The organism is Aquabacterium sp. NJ1, assembly GCF_000768065.1.
In the GTDB taxonomy this organism is placed as follows: Bacteria; Pseudomonadota; Gammaproteobacteria; order Burkholderiales; family Burkholderiaceae_C; genus Aquabacterium.
Map to the genome: position 1 here is coordinate 3,032,335 of NZ_JRKM01000001.1, position 16,305 is coordinate 3,048,639.

The 16,305-nt window shown below is 64.6% G+C and carries 15 protein-coding genes; 8 read left to right on the top strand and 7 right to left on the bottom strand.

The annotated features are described in order from the left end of the window. Positions 1-148: 148 nt before the first annotated feature. From JY96_RS13015 to JY96_RS13035, 5 genes are all read right to left on the bottom strand, one after another. The gene (locus JY96_RS13015; protein ID WP_052162478.1) at positions 149-1,054 is read right to left on the bottom strand and encodes a metal-dependent hydrolase; all 906 of its coding nucleotides are present in this window, start codon (positions 1,052-1,054) and stop codon (positions 149-151) included. Between the two features lie 336 nt (positions 1,055-1,390). After that, positions 1,391-2,272: a metal-dependent hydrolase gene (locus tag JY96_RS13020; protein ID WP_035038024.1), complete on the bottom strand. Its 882-nt coding sequence runs from the start codon at positions 2,270-2,272 to the stop codon at positions 1,391-1,393. Positions 2,273-2,309: 37 nt separating this feature from the next. Continuing rightward, positions 2,310-3,209 (bottom strand): metal-dependent hydrolase, encoded by a 900-nt coding sequence (locus JY96_RS13025; RefSeq protein ID WP_052162479.1) that lies wholly within the window; start codon positions 3,207-3,209, stop codon positions 2,310-2,312. Positions 3,210-3,370: 161 nt separating this feature from the next. Further along, entirely contained in the window at positions 3,371-4,450 is a 1,080-nt protein-coding gene (locus JY96_RS22300) for an AraC family transcriptional regulator (RefSeq protein WP_052162480.1), read from the bottom strand. 10 nt (positions 4,451-4,460) lie between these two features. Beyond that, positions 4,461-5,312 carry an alpha/beta hydrolase gene (locus tag JY96_RS13035; RefSeq protein ID WP_035042650.1) on the bottom strand — a complete coding sequence of 284 codons (852 nt, stop codon included), beginning with the start codon at positions 5,310-5,312 and terminating at the stop codon, positions 4,461-4,463. Between the two features lie 221 nt (positions 5,313-5,533). Between JY96_RS13035 and pyk the strand changes: the two genes are divergently transcribed. From pyk to JY96_RS13070, 7 genes are all read left to right on the top strand, one after another. Next, positions 5,534-6,964: a pyruvate kinase gene (gene pyk / locus JY96_RS13040; protein WP_035038026.1), complete on the top strand. Its 1,431-nt coding sequence runs from the start codon at positions 5,534-5,536 to the stop codon at positions 6,962-6,964. Positions 6,965-7,104: 140 nt separating this feature from the next. Next, positions 7,105-8,169 carry a class II fructose-bisphosphate aldolase gene (gene fba / locus JY96_RS13045; RefSeq protein ID WP_035038028.1) on the top strand — a complete coding sequence of 355 codons (1,065 nt, stop codon included), beginning with the start codon at positions 7,105-7,107 and terminating at the stop codon, positions 8,167-8,169. Between the two features lie 118 nt (positions 8,170-8,287). Beyond that, positions 8,288-9,274, top strand: coding sequence for a triacylglycerol lipase (locus tag JY96_RS13050; protein WP_152606491.1), 987 nt, complete (start codon positions 8,288-8,290; stop codon positions 9,272-9,274). Positions 9,275-9,351: 77 nt separating this feature from the next. Next, entirely contained in the window at positions 9,352-10,005 is a 654-nt protein-coding gene (locus tag JY96_RS13055) for a glutathione S-transferase family protein (protein WP_035042656.1), read from the top strand. A gap of 109 nt (positions 10,006-10,114) precedes the next feature. Next, positions 10,115-10,924, top strand: a complete 810-nt coding sequence (locus JY96_RS13060; protein WP_035038031.1) for an alpha/beta fold hydrolase — start codon at positions 10,115-10,117, stop codon at positions 10,922-10,924. A 19-nt stretch (positions 10,925-10,943) separates the two neighbouring features. Continuing rightward, positions 10,944-12,884, top strand: coding sequence for a PAS domain-containing hybrid sensor histidine kinase/response regulator (locus JY96_RS22305; protein ID WP_052162482.1), 1,941 nt, complete (start codon positions 10,944-10,946; stop codon positions 12,882-12,884). 54 nt (positions 12,885-12,938) lie between these two features. Next, positions 12,939-13,850 (top strand): phosphoribosylaminoimidazolesuccinocarboxamide synthase, encoded by a 912-nt coding sequence (locus tag JY96_RS13070; protein ID WP_035038034.1) that lies wholly within the window; start codon positions 12,939-12,941, stop codon positions 13,848-13,850. A 126-nt stretch (positions 13,851-13,976) separates the two neighbouring features. On the opposite strand, the gene JY96_RS22310 is transcribed toward JY96_RS13070, so the two are convergent. Then, positions 13,977-14,528, bottom strand: coding sequence for an FxDxF family PEP-CTERM protein (locus JY96_RS22310; RefSeq protein ID WP_052162483.1), 552 nt, complete (start codon positions 14,526-14,528; stop codon positions 13,977-13,979). Positions 14,529-14,685: 157 nt separating this feature from the next. Next, positions 14,686-15,504, bottom strand: a complete 819-nt coding sequence (gene yihA / locus JY96_RS13080) for a ribosome biogenesis GTP-binding protein YihA/YsxC (RefSeq protein WP_081961236.1) — start codon at positions 15,502-15,504, stop codon at positions 14,686-14,688. 68 nt (positions 15,505-15,572) lie between these two features. Between yihA and JY96_RS13085 the strand changes: the two genes are divergently transcribed. Beyond that, complete coding sequence (locus JY96_RS13085) at positions 15,573-16,202, top strand: cytochrome c (RefSeq protein WP_035042665.1); 630 nt, start codon at positions 15,573-15,575, stop codon at positions 16,200-16,202. Positions 16,203-16,305 lie beyond the last annotated feature (103 nt).

Sequence of the window (16,305 nt, forward strand, 5' to 3'; positions counted from 1 at the left end):
CCAGTTGGGGCGGGCCTTTTTCATGATGGGTGCAGATGGTGGACGCGTGAGGGCGAGGGGCGCGCGGTGCTGATGCTGATATTTGGCCGTGGCCCCTTGCGCCCGGGGCCTGCGCAGATGGCAAGCCGCGGCTGCGTTCTTGATGTGATCAGGCGCGCGGCTGCAGGGCGTTGCTGGCGGCAACCGGGTCGCCGCTTTGTTGCATGACGCGCAGCCAGGTGGCGAATTCGGGTGAGGCCGGTTCGTCCCAGGGGTGAAAGCCGGGGCGGTACCAGGCGAGGTAGGGCCACAGCAGGGGGCCCATCAGGCCGCCGGGTTTGTACAGCCACCACAGGCCTTTGAGCCAGATGCCCCAGCGCTGGTGGCGCTGGTAGCCGTCAACCTTGAGCATGTGGTTGAGGATCTGGAAGACGAAGAGCGGGAACTGGATGCTGACCAGCAGCAGGGCCCAGACGCGGTGCCAGTAACCAACCTTGGCCACCTGCTGCATGATGTCGAAGGCGACGCCTTTGTGTTCGACTTCCTCGATGGCGTGCCACACATACATGGCGCGCACGCGGGGATCGGCGTCGTCGAAGTGGTGGCGGTTTTGCATGAAGGCGTGGGACATCAGCGCGGTGAGGTGTTCGGCCGCCGCGGTGAGGGCGAGCGTATGCGGCTTGCTCAGGTGCTTGCGTGCGTGCTCGAACAGGTGTTGGCGCTGGTTGGCCAGGATCTTGTCAACCTTGACGCCTTGTGCCGCCAGGTGCTGGTTGAAGGCGTTGTGGACCTTGGTGTGCTGGGCTTCCTGCCGGGCGAAGTCCAGCATGGCCTGCCGTTGCGCGGGGGTGTCGAGCTGGTCCTTGAAGTCGCGCACGCAGGCGATGAAGAAGCGCTCGCCCTCGGGGAAGAGCACGGACATGGCGTCGAAGAAGCGCGTCTTGAACGCGTCGCCGCCGAACCAGTGGCGCGGGATGTCGCCGTCGAGGCCGAAGTCCAGGCCTTCGCGCACGGTGATGGGCAGCGTGGGCGCAGGCTGTTGTGACGAGGGTGTGCTGAGATCGGGCGCGTTCATGGCTGGACCTTTCGGATCACTTTGCCATGGGCTTGATGCGTGTGGTTCGCTGCGAGGGGCTCTGAGGTGCGCGAGCCGGGCGAAAGCGTGTGGCTTGCACGGTTTGCCCGGGGGCAAACGCGTGGCTTGCCTGTTGCGAGGGGCAGACCTTGCCGCGTGAGGCGAAAAAAAGCCACGACACCCGGGGGGGTCATGGCACAAGGCGCTGGTCAGGGCTTCAGGACGGCGACCGTCTGAAGCCTGGTGGCGCGTGAGGCATCACGCTGTGGCAGGAAGGACGTGGAGAAAAAGCCGTGATGCCTCGGATTGGTCTGCTGCGCACTGCTTGGTTGGCCCTCAGGCGCCGGCAGCGTACACGGCTTCGCCGGCCTGGATGGGGTCGCCAGTGCGGTTGTAGGTGTCCAGCCAGAGCTTGTAGCTGCGCATCTGTCCGTTCTGCCAGGGGTGGAAGCCGGGCTTGTAGTATTGGATGTAGTGGCCGAACAGGGACATGAACAGGCCACCCGGACGGTAGAGCCACCACAGGCCCTTGGCCCAGAGCTTGGTGCGTTGCCAGCGGCTGAAGCCGTCCACCTTGAGCATGTAGCGGGTGACCAGCAGGGCGTGGAGGTTGAAGCCCAGCGTGACGATCATCATGGCCAGGATGCGCTGGAAGTAGTTGACCTTGGCGACCTTCTGCATCACGTCAAAAGCCACGGCCTTGTGCTCGACTTCTTCCATGGCGTGCCAGGCGTACATGGCGCGCATGCGGTGGTCGGCGTTGGCCAGCAGGGTTTTGTCTTCGCAGAAGCTGTGCGCCATGATGGCGGTGAGGTGCTCGGCGGCGGCCGTGTCGGCCAGCGTCATCTTCTTGGGCACCTTCTTGCGCACGATGTCGAACAGGATGTGATGCTCGATGCGCTCGAGCATGTCCACGTCGATGCCCTGGTCCTTCAGGCGCTGGTTGTAGGTGGTGTGCACGATGCCGTGCTGACCCTCTTGCCGCATGAAATCCTTGATCTCTTGCAGCAGCTTGGGGTCCGTGACCTGGTCGCGGAAGTCGCGCACACAGGAGATGAAGTAGCGCTCGCCCTCGGGGAAGATGGTCGACATCGCGTCGAAGAAACGCGACTTGAAGGGGTGGTTGTCGAACCAGTACTTGGGGATGTCGCCATCCAGGCCGAAGTCGAGCTTTTCGCGCGGGACGATGGGGGGCGATGCGGAGGTGGTCGGGCTCATGATGTCACTCCTTGGATTGAGTCACACAGGCGTTGGGTCAGGCGTGAGCCAGGCCTTGGGTCAGGTCGGCATGCAGGCGGTTGCCGGCTTCGATGGGGTCGCCGGTTTCCTTGAGCAGGCGCACCCAGGGTTCGTAGCTGGGCACGACCGGGTCTTGCCAGGGGTGGAAGCCGGGCTTGAGGTAAGAGAAGTACTTGCCGAGCATGGGCAGGAAGATGCCACCGGGCTTGTACAGCCACCACAGGCCCTTGGCCCAGATCTTGGTGCGCTGCCAGCGGGTGAAGCCGTCGGCCTGCAGCATGTGCTTCATGATGCGGAAGACGTGGTAGGGGAAGAGCAGCGTCACCAGCATCATGGAGCTGACGCGCGTCCAGTAGCTGGCCTTGGCGATGTCGACCAGCACGTCGTAGGCCACGCCCTTGTGTTCCATCTCTTCCATGGCGTGCCAGACGTAGAGGGCGCGCATGCGCTCGTCGGCGCCGTTGAAGATGTGCGGACGCTCAACGAAGCAGTCGGCCATGATGGCGGTGATGTGCTCGGAAGCCGCGGTGATGCCCAGCGTGAATTCGCGCGAGCAGTGCTGGCGGATGATGCCGAAGAGGCGCTTTTCCTGGCCTTCGAGGATGGCGTCCACGCCGATGCCGTGCTTCTTGAGGCGGTCGTTGTAGCGGGTGTGCAGCATGCTGTGCTGCGCTTCCTGGCGCGTGAAGTCCTTGATGTCTTGCTGCATCTTGGGGTCGGTGATCTTGTCCTTGAAGTCACGCACGCAGGTGATGAAGAACTTTTCGCCCACGGGGAACAGGGTGGACATGGCGTCGAAGAAGCGGGTCTTGAACGGGTCGTTGTCCAGCCAGTGCTTGGGGATGTTGCCGTCCAGGTCGAAATCCAGCTTTTCACGCGGGATGATCGGGGGCGGCGTCAGTTTGGTCTTGCTCATGTTTTTGTCTCCGCGGACTCCAGTTGTCACAAGTTGTGACGGGCGTCTGTCAGATTGAGACTTTAGGGATCCCCCTTGATCTGCGCTATGTGGAGCAGCGACAGCAAGGTAAGTTTGGCGACAGCCTTGACCTAGGGAAAACGCGGGGAATGAGGGGCGTTTCAGCCACGTTGGCGGCGGTACTGGCTGGGCGTGACGCCAGACCAGCGAGTGAAGGCCTGGGTGAAGCTGCGGCGGTCGGAGAAGCCCAGGCGGTCGCTGATGTCTTCGATGGCGAGCGACTCGTTTTTGAGCCATTGCTGGGCCAGCTTGTAGCGCACGCGGCCCTGGATGGCGGAGTGGCTGTCGTTGACGTCCTTGAGGCGACGCTGCAGGGTGCGGGCGTGCATGCCCAGCTCTTCGGCCAGTGCTTCGAGACCCAGGCCCATGAGGCGCGGTTTGTCGTTGAAGGCGCGTTCGATCTGCTTGATCAGTTGCCGGCCTTGGTGGCTGCCCGCCTGCGCGGGCTGGGCTTCGGTACGTTGTGCGACCTTCTGGGCCAGGCGCTGGGCGGCTTGTTCATGCAGCACCGGGAAGGCGCCACCGAGTGGCTGGTCCAGCAAGGCGCGGTCAAACCAGAGGGCGTCCATGGGCGCGCCCCATTCGACAGGCGCCTGGAAGGCCGCTTCGACCTGGTCGCTGTTGGCGTGACGCGGGTGGCGCATCGTGATGCGGCCAATCAGGGCTTGCCCACCGAGCAACAGGCGGCTGAACTTGATGGTGGTGGTGATGACGCCCTCGGTGAACGGCCAGGTGCGCTCGAAGGATTCGTCCGGGACGCTGAAATTCAGGGCGATGCGGGCTTCGTTGCCGTGCTCGGCCAGCGAGAAGGTCAGGTAGGGGTTGATCAGCGGGGGGATCCACTCCAGCGCGCGGGCGGCATCCCGCAAGGTGGCGCTGGTGGTGATGAAGGTTTCGACGTCCGACATGTACTCGAACGCGAAGGTCTCGCCCAGCGCGACGGGGAAGTGGCGGGGGCTGCCCACCCGTCGCGTTTCCTCGACGCAGCGTTGCATCAGGCGCTGCATGGCATCGCGCGAGATGGTCGAGGTCTCGGGATGCAGGCTGGCGGTGTCGATGCCTTCCTGGCGGAAGATGGCCTCGATGTCGATGCCGCACAGACGGGCCGCACGCACCCAGTTCGTCACGGTGACGAAGGGGATGGGCTGGTCGAGCGAGGTGTCCGTGGTCGGCTGGTTCATGAGGCCTTGATCAGGCGTTGGCGGGTGCGGCCTTGGCCGGCAGGGTCTGGAAATGCTGCAGCCATTTCAAGACCTCGGCCGTGGTGAGGTCGGGCATCTCGAAAGGATACAGGTGCGAGCCATTGAGCCACGACATGTTGCGCCCAACGAGTTGCTTGATGCCCTCAATGCCGACCTTGCGGGTCTCGCGCGAATGTTCGCCGCCGATGAAGGCCAGCGGGCACTGGTGCGGGTGGCGACGGAAAACCTGCAGCAGGTTGTGCGGCATCGACGCGTAGATGGCCGATTCGATGTCGCGGCGAAAGCTCAGCCTGCGCGACTTGCCGTCCAGATGGGTTTCGGTGCCGTGGGCCAGGTAGTCGTTGAGGATGCGGGGGTGGAAGGCGGCGAACTTGGGCTTGGACGAGAAGTGCTCGTGCGCGACCTGCAGGCTGGCCCATTCCTGGGTGCGCTGCGCGGCGATGCGGGCCGGTGTGACCACGCGGTCCAGCGTGCCGAGTTTCTTGGCCAGGCCCACGCCGGCGCTCTTCCAGCCGTGCAACACGGGCGAATCCATGACCACCACACCCTGGGCCAGGTGGGGGTAGCGGCTGGCGGCCATCAGACTGAGGTAGCCGCCCAGCGAGTGGCCGACCAGGTAGGCGGGGTGGCCCACTTCGCGCTCGATGAAATCCTTGAGCTGGACCACCAGGTGCGGCCAGTCCATGGTGACGGGGTAGCGCGGGTCGTGGCCGAACTTGTCGAGGGCGTGCACCTCGTAGCCGGCGGCGCGCCAACCCTCGAACAGCGCCTGGTAGGTGCTGGCCGGGAAGCTGTTGGCGTGCGAAAAAACAATGGTGCGGTGCGCGGTGCTTGGCTTCATGTTGGTCTCATCTGCAAGGCCCATGTGCCCGTTTTCGGCCGTCGGCCCGCCGCGCTGAACAGCTTGACAACATTACTTCAGATGTCATTTGTGTGTCGCCGAGTGTAAGGTCGTTGCGTCAGGGCATCAAGCTTGCGATCTGGGGATGCATTTCGGGCCTTCAAGCCAGGGGCTTTGGTGTGACACTGAAAGCAGATAGACAACCCGTTGAGCTTTTAGCCATGCAGCGTGCCACCAAGATCGTCGCCACCCTCGGTCCCGCATCCTCGACGCCGGATGTGCTCGAAAAAATGCTGCTGGCGGGGGTCGATGTGGTGCGCCTGAATTTCTCGCACGGCAAGGCCCAGGACCACATCGACCGCGCGCAGGCCGTGCGGGATGCGGCGGCCAAGGTCGGCAAGGTCGTGGCCATCATGGCCGACTTGCAAGGCCCCAAGATCCGCGTGGGCAAATTCGCCGAAGGCAAGGTGATGCTGGAGCCGGGCCAGGCCTTCGTGCTGGACGCCAGCCGCACCGAGCTTGGTGACATCAACGGCGTGGGCCTGGATTACAAGGAGTTGCCGCGCGACGTGAAGCCCGGCGACACGCTGCTGCTCAACGACGGCCTGATCGTGATGACGGTGGAGGCCGTCAAGGGCGAAGCGGTGCACACCATCGTCAAGCTGGGTGGCGAGCTGTCCAACAACAAAGGCATCAACAAGCAGGGCGGCGGGCTGACCGCGCCAGCGCTGACGGCCAAGGACATGGAAGACATCAAGACGGCGGCGAGCTTCCAGTGCGATTTCATCGCCGTGTCCTTCCCCAAGAGTGCCACCGACATGGAGATGGCGCGCCAGCTGTGCAATGTGGCGGGCGAGCCCTGGAAGCACCGCCCCGCGCTGATCGCCAAGATCGAGCGCACGGAAGCGATCCCGAATCTGGAAAGCATCCTGCGGGCATCGGACGGCATCATGGTGGCGCGCGGCGACCTGGCCGTGGAGGTGGGCAATGCCGCCGTGCCGGCCCTGCAAAAGCGCATGATCAAGATGGCGCGCCACATGGACAAGGTGGTGATCACGGCCACGCAGATGATGGAGTCCATGATCGTCAACCCGGTGCCCACGCGCGCCGAGGTGTCCGACGTGGCCAATGCCGTGCTGGACGGCACCGATGCGGTGATGCTCAGCGCCGAGACGGCGGCCGGCAAGTACCCGATCGAGACCGTCGAGCAGATGGCCAATATCGCGCAGGCTGCCGAGGGCGCGGAAGAGGTGTCGCTGGATGCGGACTTCACCAACACCACCTTCGGCCGCATCGACCAGTCGATCGCCATGGGCGCGCTGTTCACGGCCTACCACCTGGGCTGCAAGGCCATCATCGCGCTGACCGAATCGGGCTCGACCGCCTTGTGGATGAGCCGGCACAAGATCCACGTGCCCATCTTCGGCCTGACGGCGCAGCCGATTTCACAGCGCAAGATGGCGCTCTACCGCAATGTGCGCCCCCTGCTGATCCCCAGCTACTCGGACCGCGACGAGGCGCTCAAGCACGCCGAGGCCATGCTGGTCGAGCGCGGTGTGCTGCGCCCGGGCGACACCTATGCCATCACCTGCGGCGAGCCCATGGGCCACCCGGGCGGCACCAACATGCTCAAGGTGTGTGAGGTGAAGTAAAACCCTCCCCGGAAACCTCCGCCCGAAACTGGGGGTAGGTAAGGCGGCCGGGCTTCGTTAGAATTCGGCCCAGTTCCAACGCGCGAACGATGCGGTTCTGCGCGTTTCATTTTTTCTGTTTCCGCTTACCTGGGGGTTTCATGGCACTCGTTTCGATGCGTCAGCTGCTGGATCACGCCGCTGAAAACAATTACGGCATTCCGGCTTTCAACGTGAACAACCTGGAACAAGTCCAGGCCGTGATGGCCGCCGCTGATGAAGTGGGCGCCCCCGTGATCCTGCAGGCCAGCGCCGGCGCCCGCAAGTACGCCGGCGAATCCTTCATCAAGCACCTGATCCAGGCTGCGGTGGAGATGTACCCCCATATCCCCCTGGTGATGCACCAGGATCACGGCACCAGCCCCAAGGTCTGCGAAGGCGCCATCAACCTGGGCTTCGGCTCGGTGATGATGGACGGCTCGCTGATGGAAGACGGCAAGACCCCGGCTTCGTTCGACTACAACGTCGACGTGACCCGCAAGGTCGTCGAGATGGCCCACAAGGTCGGCGTGACCGTGGAAGGCGAACTGGGCTGCCTGGGCAACCTGGAAACCGGTGAAGCCGGCGAAGAAGACGGCATCGGCGCCGAAGGCAAGCTGGACCACAGCCAGATGCTGACCGACCCCGAAGAGGCCGCCGTGTTCGTCAAGGCCACCCAGCTGGACGCCCTGGCGATCGCCATCGGCACCAGCCACGGCGCCTACAAGTTCTCGCGCAAGCCCACGGGCGACATCCTGGCCATCAGCCGCGTCAAGGAAATCCACAAGCGCATCCCCAACACCCACCTGGTGATGCACGGCTCATCCTCGGTGCCGCAAGAGCTGCTGGCCATCATCAACCAGTACGGCGGCAAGATGAAGGAAACCTACGGCGTGCCCGTGGAAGAAATCCAGGAAGCCATCAAGCACGGCGTGCGCAAGATCAACATCGACACCGACATCCGCCTGGCGATGACCGGTGCCGTGCGCAAGTTCCTGTTTGAGAACCCCGACAAGTTCGACGCCCGCGAGTGGCTCAAGCCCGCTCGCGAAGCCGCCAAGCAGGTTTGCAAGCAGCGCTACATGGAGTTCGGCTGCGAAGGCCAGGCTTCGAAGATCAAGGCCATCTCGATGACCGAGATCGCCGCGATGTACGCCAGCGGCAAGCTGGCCCAGGTCGTGGCCTGATCACCTGATCAGACCCGGCATGTGCAAGTGCCCGGTGGTCGCCAATCGGTGGCCCGGGCTCAGATGGGCGAGGGCGCAAGTGCCTCGCCTTTTTTGTCTTTGAGCGTTTGGGAATCCCGTGGCGAATCGTCTGGTGAAGTGGGTCTTGGGGGGCGTGCTGGCCGTGGCCGTGGCTGGTGCGGCGGTGTTGGTGGTGCCCACGTGGCTGACCTTGTCGGGCACGCCGGTGTCGTCCACCCAGGTGGCGGACGATGCGCAGACGCGCTACCCCATCGTGCTCGCGCACGGCGTGATGGGCTTTGGCTACGCGGGTGAAGGCAAGCAGTCTTACTGGCGTGATATCCCCGAAACGCTGCGGGCGCATGGCGCCAAGGTGTACGTCACGCAGGTGTCGGCGTTCAACAGCTCCGATGTGCGCGGTGAGCAATTGATGGCCCAGGTGCGCCAGATCATGCAGGAGACCGGCGCCAAGAAGGTCAACCTGATCGGGCACAGCCATGGCGGCCAGTCCGTGCGCTACGTGGCGGGTACGCACCCTGAGTGGGTGGCGTCGGTGACGACAGTGTCCGGGGCGACGACGGGCTCCGAGGTGGCCGACTGGTTGTTCGAGTTGACCAAGACCAAGCCCTGGCTGGCCGATGCGCTGCTGGGCCTGGGCAACAAGTTGGGCGCCCTGATCAACTGGATCACCGGGGTGGACTTGCCGATCGATGCGGCAGAGGCCATGAAGTCGCTGACGCACTCTGGTGCGGCCTTCTTCAACCAGCGTTTCCCGGCGGGCGTGCCAGAGCAGGCCTGCGGCGAAGGCGCGCATGTGGTGGACGGCGTGCACTACTACTCATGGAGCAGCGTCGGGCAGTTCTACCGCGCCACGAACCTGGCGGATTACCTCATGAGCCTGTCGAGCAAGGCCTTCGTGCGCGAGACGGACAACGACGGCCTGGTGGGCCGCTGTGCCAGCCACCTGGGCGAGGTCATCCGTGACGACTACCCGATGAACCACTTCCAGGCCGTGAACCAGTTCTCCGGGCTGGTGGGGCCGGGTGCCGACCCGGTTGGCCTGTTCGTGATCCATGCACATCGCCTGAAAGAAGCCGGCTTCTGAGTGAGGGAAGGCGGCGTTGCTTGCCGTATGCTGTGCGCGGTTTTACCCACAACGATGCCCTTCTGACGGAGACCTTCATGCTCAAGCTCTACGGATTCCCGCTGTCCAACTACTACAACAAGGTCAAGCTGGCCTTGCTGGAAAAGGGCGTGCCCTTTGAAGAGGTGCAGGTGCCGTTTGGCCGCGAGGGCAAGGAAGACAAATCCCCGCTGGGCAAGGTGCCTTACATCGAAACCGAGAACGGCTTCCTGTGCGAGAGCCAGGTCATCGTCGAGTACATCGAGGCGCGCTGGCCCACGCCCGCCCTCATCCCTGCAGACCCCTGGCAGGCCGCCAAGGTGCGCGAGGTCATCACCTATTGCGACCTGCATGTGGAGCTGTGCGCACGCCAGCTGTATTCACAGGCTTTCTTTGGCGGCACCCTGCCCGAGAAGTTCATCGAGCGCGTCAAGGGTGATCTGATCAAGAACATCGCCGCGTTCAAGCAGGTGGTGAAGTTTGCCCCCTATGCCGCGGGCGACACCTTCACCATGGCCGATTGCGCCGTGTATGTGAGCCTGCCCCTGGCCGCCCTGGCCAGCAAGCTGGTGTGCGGCGAAGACCTGGTGGCCGCCGCCGGTATTGACTGGAAGAGCTACGTCAAGCTCATCGAGGAGCGGCCCACGGCGCAGAAGGTGGCCGCTGACCGTAAGGCGGACATGGCGCGGGCGTCCGCCAAAGCCAAGGGCTGAGCCCTACAGGCATGTCTCCCAATCCCGGCTGTGGTACAAAACACAGCACGGGTGCCGCCTGGGGCAAGCCAGTGCGCGACACCTGATTCAAACAACAGGAGGTGCGCACATGACCAAGGGTGTGCTGGCTCGCCACCATGTCACGGACATGGGTTCTGGCGAACGGGTGATGGTGCTGGCCCACGGGTTCGGTTGCGACCAACGCATGTGGCGTCATGTGGCGCCCGAGCTGGCCGAAACCCATCGTGTGATCTTGTTCGACCTCATGGGCAGCGGGCGCTCGGATGCATCCTGCTGGCGCCCTGAGCGTTACGCCAGCCTGGCTGATTACGGGCGCGACGTGATCGAGATCCTGGATGCGCTGGACTGCGGGCCCGTCGTGTTCTTCGGGCACTCGGTGGGGAGCGCCATGGGCATGCTGGCGGCCATCGCCCGACCGGAACTGTTCGAGCACCTGATCATGCTGTGCCCCAACCCTTGTTTCGTCAACCACCCGCCCGACTACGAGGGCGGCTTCGAGCGCGAGGACATCATCGACCTGCTGGAGCTGATGGACCGCAACATGAGCGACTGGGCCAACTTTTTCGCGCCGGTGGCCATGAAGAACGAGGAGCGCCCGGCCTTGCGCGCCGAACTGGCGCAAAGCCTGTGTGCGGGCGACCCGGTGATCGTGCGTCACTTTGCGCAACTGGTGTTCTGGGCCGATGTGCGTGACCAGTTGCCGCTGTTGCAGGTGCCCACCTTGATCCTGCAGGGCAGTGACGACAGTGTCGCGCCCTTGTCGGTGGGCGACTACATGCATGCGCGCCTGCCGCGCTCAACCCTGGTGCGCATGGCGGCCAGCGGGCATTGCCCTCACATGAGTCACCCGGCTGAAACCACGCAACTGGTTCAAGCCTATTTGAACGCCACGGCCTAGGCCCGGGGCCGTTTCGCTGATGCCCGCCTCTGCACACCATTTTGATGACCTGCCTGTCGCCGTGGCGGTGGTGAACGACGATGGCCTCTTGCGGGATGTGAACCAGACGCTGGCGGGCCTGCGAGGGCGAGAAGCCGCCCAGCTGCGCGGGCAGCAGGTCGGGGTGTTGCTGTCCCGGGCCTCGACCCTGCTGTACCACTCGTACATCTTCCCGCTGTTGAAGATGTCCGGCCAGGTCGACGAGGTCTCGATCCAGCTGCAAGGCGACAAGGGGCAACGCATCGACGCCTTGTTGAGTGCGCGCCGCGAGGTGGCGCACGACATGGGGGTGGTGCGCTGCGTCTTCATGCGCTTGAAAGAGCGCGGGCGGCTGGAGTACCAGCTCTTGACCGCCAAGCGGGCGGCGGACGAAGCGCCCGGGCTGTTGTTCCAGCTGCGCCGCATGCGTGGTGAGCCGGCCCGTTTTACTTACGTCACCGATGCCCTGAGGCGCTTGTTCAAGGTGGCGCCGGCCCAGGCGCTGGAGGATGCCGACGTGGTCTGGCGCCTGATCCACCCAGATGACGCGCCACAGTTGCGCGAGACCCTGGACGCGTCTGCCCGGGACCTGAGCCCCTGGCGCTGCGAGTGTCGCGCCGTGATCGATCAATGGCCGATCTGGCTGGAGCTGCATGCCACACCGTCCCAGGAGCCCGATGGCGCCGTGGTGTGGAACGGCTACATCGCCGACATCACCGAGCGCAAGGACATGGAGCTGGGCTTGCGCGAGAAGGCGTCGGCGGAGCGCGCCAACCAGGCCAAGAGCGAGTTCATGGCCCACATGAGCCATGAGTTGCGCACGCCCCTCAACGGCATCCTGGGGTTTGCACAGCTCTTGCAACTGCAGGATGCGGGCAACCTGCGCGCGGACCAGCGCAGCAAGCTGGGCTACATCGAGGCGGCCGGGCACAGCCTCTTGCGCCTCATCAACGAGGTGCTGGAGATCTCGCGCATCGAAGCGGGTCACATGGCCGTGGAAATGGCCCCTCTGCCTCTGGATGAAGTCATCCAGTCGGCCCTGTTGATGGCCGAACCGCTCGCGGCCAGGCGGGCGGTCAGCCTGAGCTGGGTCGGGGGCCGGGGGGCGATGGTGCAGGCCGACCGGCATCGCCTGGGGCAGGTGCTGTTGAACCTCCTGAGCAATGCCATCAAGTACGGCCCGGAGCGCGGGCGGGTTGAGGTGCAGGTGGCGCAAGGCGCTGGCGAGGCCGTCGAGTTGCACGTGCAGGACCAGGGGCCGGGCCTGAGCCCTGCCCAGCAGGCCCAGCTGTTTCAGCCCTTCAACCGCCTGGGGGCGGAGCATGGCCAGGTCGAGGGGGTGGGGCTGGGGCTGGTGATCACGCGGGGCCTGATCGAGCTGATGGGCGGGCAACTGCATGTGCGCAGCCGGCCGGGCGAAGGGGCCTGCTTCGTGGTGCGCCTGATGCCCGCCACGGTGCCAATGCCAGACAACGGCGATCCGGGCCTTCCGTTGTCGCCCGATCACCAGGAGGCGCAGGCGGCTGCGGGCTCGGGCGTGCGGCGGCGCGTGCTTTACGTCGAGGACAACCCCATCAACGCTTTGCTGATGCAGTCACTGTTCGAGGGCTCCACCGCGTTCGAGCTGCAGGTGCTGGACTCGGGTGCCAAGGCGCTGGCCGCCTTGCGTGACGGCGCGTGGCCGGACGCCTTGCTGCTGGACATGCACCTGGCCGATACGGATGGCGTGAGCCTGCTGCAGGCGATCCGGCGGCTGCCCACCTGGGCGCAGCAGCCCGTGGTGGCCGTCTCGGCCGATGCCATGCCCGACGAGATCCGCCGTGCGCTGGACGCCGGCTTCGACGATTACTGGACGAAACCCCTGGACGTCACCCGCATCCAGCCGGCGCTGCATCGTTTATTGAGCGCGCGGGGCGCCAGTGGCGGCACAATGTCGGTTTGACGATTTCGGTGGCGGGATTTTTCCGGGCCGCCGCCCAGACCTGGCGTTTCATCCATGACCTCTGCCCTGCATACCTCCGCTCTGACCTCTCTGCCCCTCCTTGCCCGTGGCAAGGTGCGCGACAACTACGCCGTGGGCAACGACCGCATCCTGATGGTGGCTTCGGACCGCATCAGTGCGTTCGACGTGATCATGGGCGAGCCCATTCCTGGCAAGGGCGCCTTGCTGACCAAGATGGCGCTGTTCTGGTTCGAGCTGCTCAAGGATGTGGCCCCCAATCACCTGACGGGCGAAGACCCCGTGAGCGTGGTGACACCGGCCGAGCGCCCTCAGGTGGAAGGCCGCGCCATGCTGGTCAAGAAGCTCAAGCCCCTGCCCGTCGAGGCGGTGGTGCGCGGCTACCTGGCCGGCAGCGGCTGGAAGGAGTACCAGCACAACGGCGAGGTCTGCGGCGTGAAGCTGCCTGCCGGCCTGCAGAACGCCAGCAAGCTGCCTGAGCCCATCTTCACCCCGGCCACCAAGGCCGACGTGGGTGACCACGACGAGAACATCAGCTACGACAAGATGGTCGAGATCATCGGTGCCGACCTGGCTGCGCAGGTGCGTGAGCTGGCCATCAAGCTGTACAAGAAGGCGGCCGACTACGCGCTGACCAAGGGCATCATCATTGCCGACACCAAGTTCGAGTTCGGCCTGGATGACAAGGGCACGCTGACCGTGATGGACGAGGTGCTGACGCCGGATTCGTCGCGCTTCTGGCCTGTGGAAGGTTATGAGGCCGCCTTCAAGGCCGGCGCGAATCCGCCCAGCTACGACAAGCAGTTCGTGCGCGACTGGCTGGAGCAGGCCACGGTCAACGGCAAGCCATGGGACAAGACCGCGCCTTCGCCCGCCTTGCCCCAAAGCGTGATCGACAACACCGCGGCCAAGTACCAGGAAGCCTTGACCCGCCTGACGGGGCAGTGAACCCTTGGCGGCAGCTGAGGCTGCCGCCATGCAGAACAAAACGAGCAGGCCAAACAAAAGGGCGTCCATTGGACGCCCTTTTTGCTGGGTTGGCGGCTTGTGAGGCTCGCCGCTGATCCAGGAAGATCAGCTGGCCTTGCGGCGACGAGCCAGCAGGCCCACCACACCCAGGCCGGCCAGACTCAGGGCCAGCACTTCGGGCTCGGGCACCGCGGCGGTCACGCCCAGGTTGCCGTAGTAGTTGCCACCGGACTTGCCTGCGGCCTGGCCGGTCAGGGCGATGGTGTAGTCGCCGGCCGTCAGCTTGCTGAAGCTGAGGCTGGTGTAGATGCCGGTGGCATTGATGGTGCCGCCGCCCATGAAGTCATTGGGGCCGGTGAGCTTGATGGAGTCGAAGACGGCGACCTTCAACAGCACATTGCCCTTGGCGTTGTACAGGGGGTCGGAGATGGCGCTGAAGCTCACGTCACTGACACCGTCCAGGTGGAAGGTGTAGTAGTCGTTGAATACCTGATTGGGGCTCAGTTGGCGCACGTCCACCGTGGCAAACGAATAGCTGGGGTCGGTGTCATCGGCCACCAGCGTCAGTGGCGCGGTGATGCTGTCGGGATTGGCGGCCAGGGCGGCGCTGCTTGCCAGCAGGGCGGCCAGGGCGGCAGAGGCGAATTTGAAGGTCATCTGGGTACTCCCGTTTATGCGGTGCAGGATGGCGGCGGGGACAAACATCCCTAGCGAATGCCATGCCAAAGCTTGTGTGACATTTTACGCGCCTGGCTTGTGCCGCATCCCCTTGTCTCGAGGGGAACAAGGGGTTTAGGGGCCGGGATATCCCTTATCAGGCCTCCTCGGGCGGGACAAACGCGTGCGCGGCGGCCAGGGTTTGCGCCAACTCGGGGGATGCCGCCCATTGTTTGAGCATCTCGGCCGCGTCGCCCACGCCCATCTTCTTGAGCGAGGAGAACAGGGTGATGCTGATGTCCGCTTCGTCCGTGGCCAGCTCGGACAGCACCTCCTGCGCCTGGCGCAGCGAATCGGCGCTTTCCTTGCGGTTGAGCTTGTCCGCCTTGGTCAGCAGCACCAGCAGCTTGATCTCGCCGTTGCGCACGCGCGGGGTGACGAACTCCAGCAACTGGCGGTCCAGATCGGTGAAGCCATGGCGCGAGTCCACCATCTGCACCACGGCCGTGAGGTTGCGGCGCAGTTTCAGGTAATTGGCCATGACCTCCTGCCAGCGCAGCTTGGCGGTGCGCTCCACCGCGGCATAACCGTAGCCGGGCAGGTCGGCCCAGACCTGGTCGGGCGCGGCCTTGGGGCCCAGGTGGAAGAGGTTGATGTGCTGGGTGCGGCCGGGTGTCTTGGAGGCAAAGGCCAGTTGCCTTTGCTGGGCCAGGGTGTTGATGGCCGTGGACTTGCCCGCGTTGGAGCGGCCGACGAAAGCCACTTCGGGCAATTCGCTGACGGGCAGCTGGTTCAGCTGGGCCGCTGTGGTGAAAAAACGAGCCGAGTGGGCCCAGGCCAGCGCCTCCTTGGCGGGATCCGGGGCTGGGGCCGGGGTATTTTGTGCAGTCTGCGCAGTGGCTTGAGTGGGGGCCTGGGCCCCCTGTTTGTCGCCCTTCTCGGGGCGCTTTGATCTGGTGGTGCTTGGACGGGTCATAGGACATTGTAAAATCTCTCGGTTTATCTGCCTAATCAACCTACAGCCCACCCGCCATGACGAACGCCATGAAGCGCTTTTTGACCCAGATTGCCTTTGCCTCTGTGGCCTTGTCCCTGTCGGGCGTGGCATACAGCTCGGAAACCAAAGCCGCTGCCAAGCCTGATCTGGCGGCCGGTGAAGCCAAGGCCACCACCGTGTGCGCTGCCTGCCACGTGGCAGACGGCTCGCGCGGCATGCCCACCTACCCGATCCTGCAGGGCCAGCACCCCGAGTACCTCGTCAAGCAGCTGACGGAGTTCAAGGAAGGCAAACGCAAGAACGCCATCATGAATGGCATGGCGGCTGTCCTGACGCCTGAAGACATGCGCAATGTGGCGGCGTTCTACGCCACCAAGAAGGCCAAGGACGGCACCGCCAAGAACCCTGAGCTGGTGGCTGCCGGCGAGCGGATCTACCGCGGTGGCATCGCCAAGAAGGGCGTGCCCGCTTGTGCCGGTTGCCACAGCCCCAACGGTGCTGGCATGCCGGCGCAGTACCCCCGTCTGGCTGGCCAGCATGGCGACTACACCAAGGCCCAGCTGACGGCCTTCCGCCAGGGTGACCGCACCAACAGCGCCCAGATGGCCAGCATCGCTGCCAACCTGAGCGACAAGGAAATCGAAGCGCTGGCCGATTACATCGCCGGTCTGCGTTGATGCCCGAAACGGCATGCCGCCCTGAAGGGCATGCCGGTTGTGAGATCCAAGGCGGGATGCCCTTTTGCGGGCTGCCCGCCTTTTGTCTTCCTGGCCTCAGCGT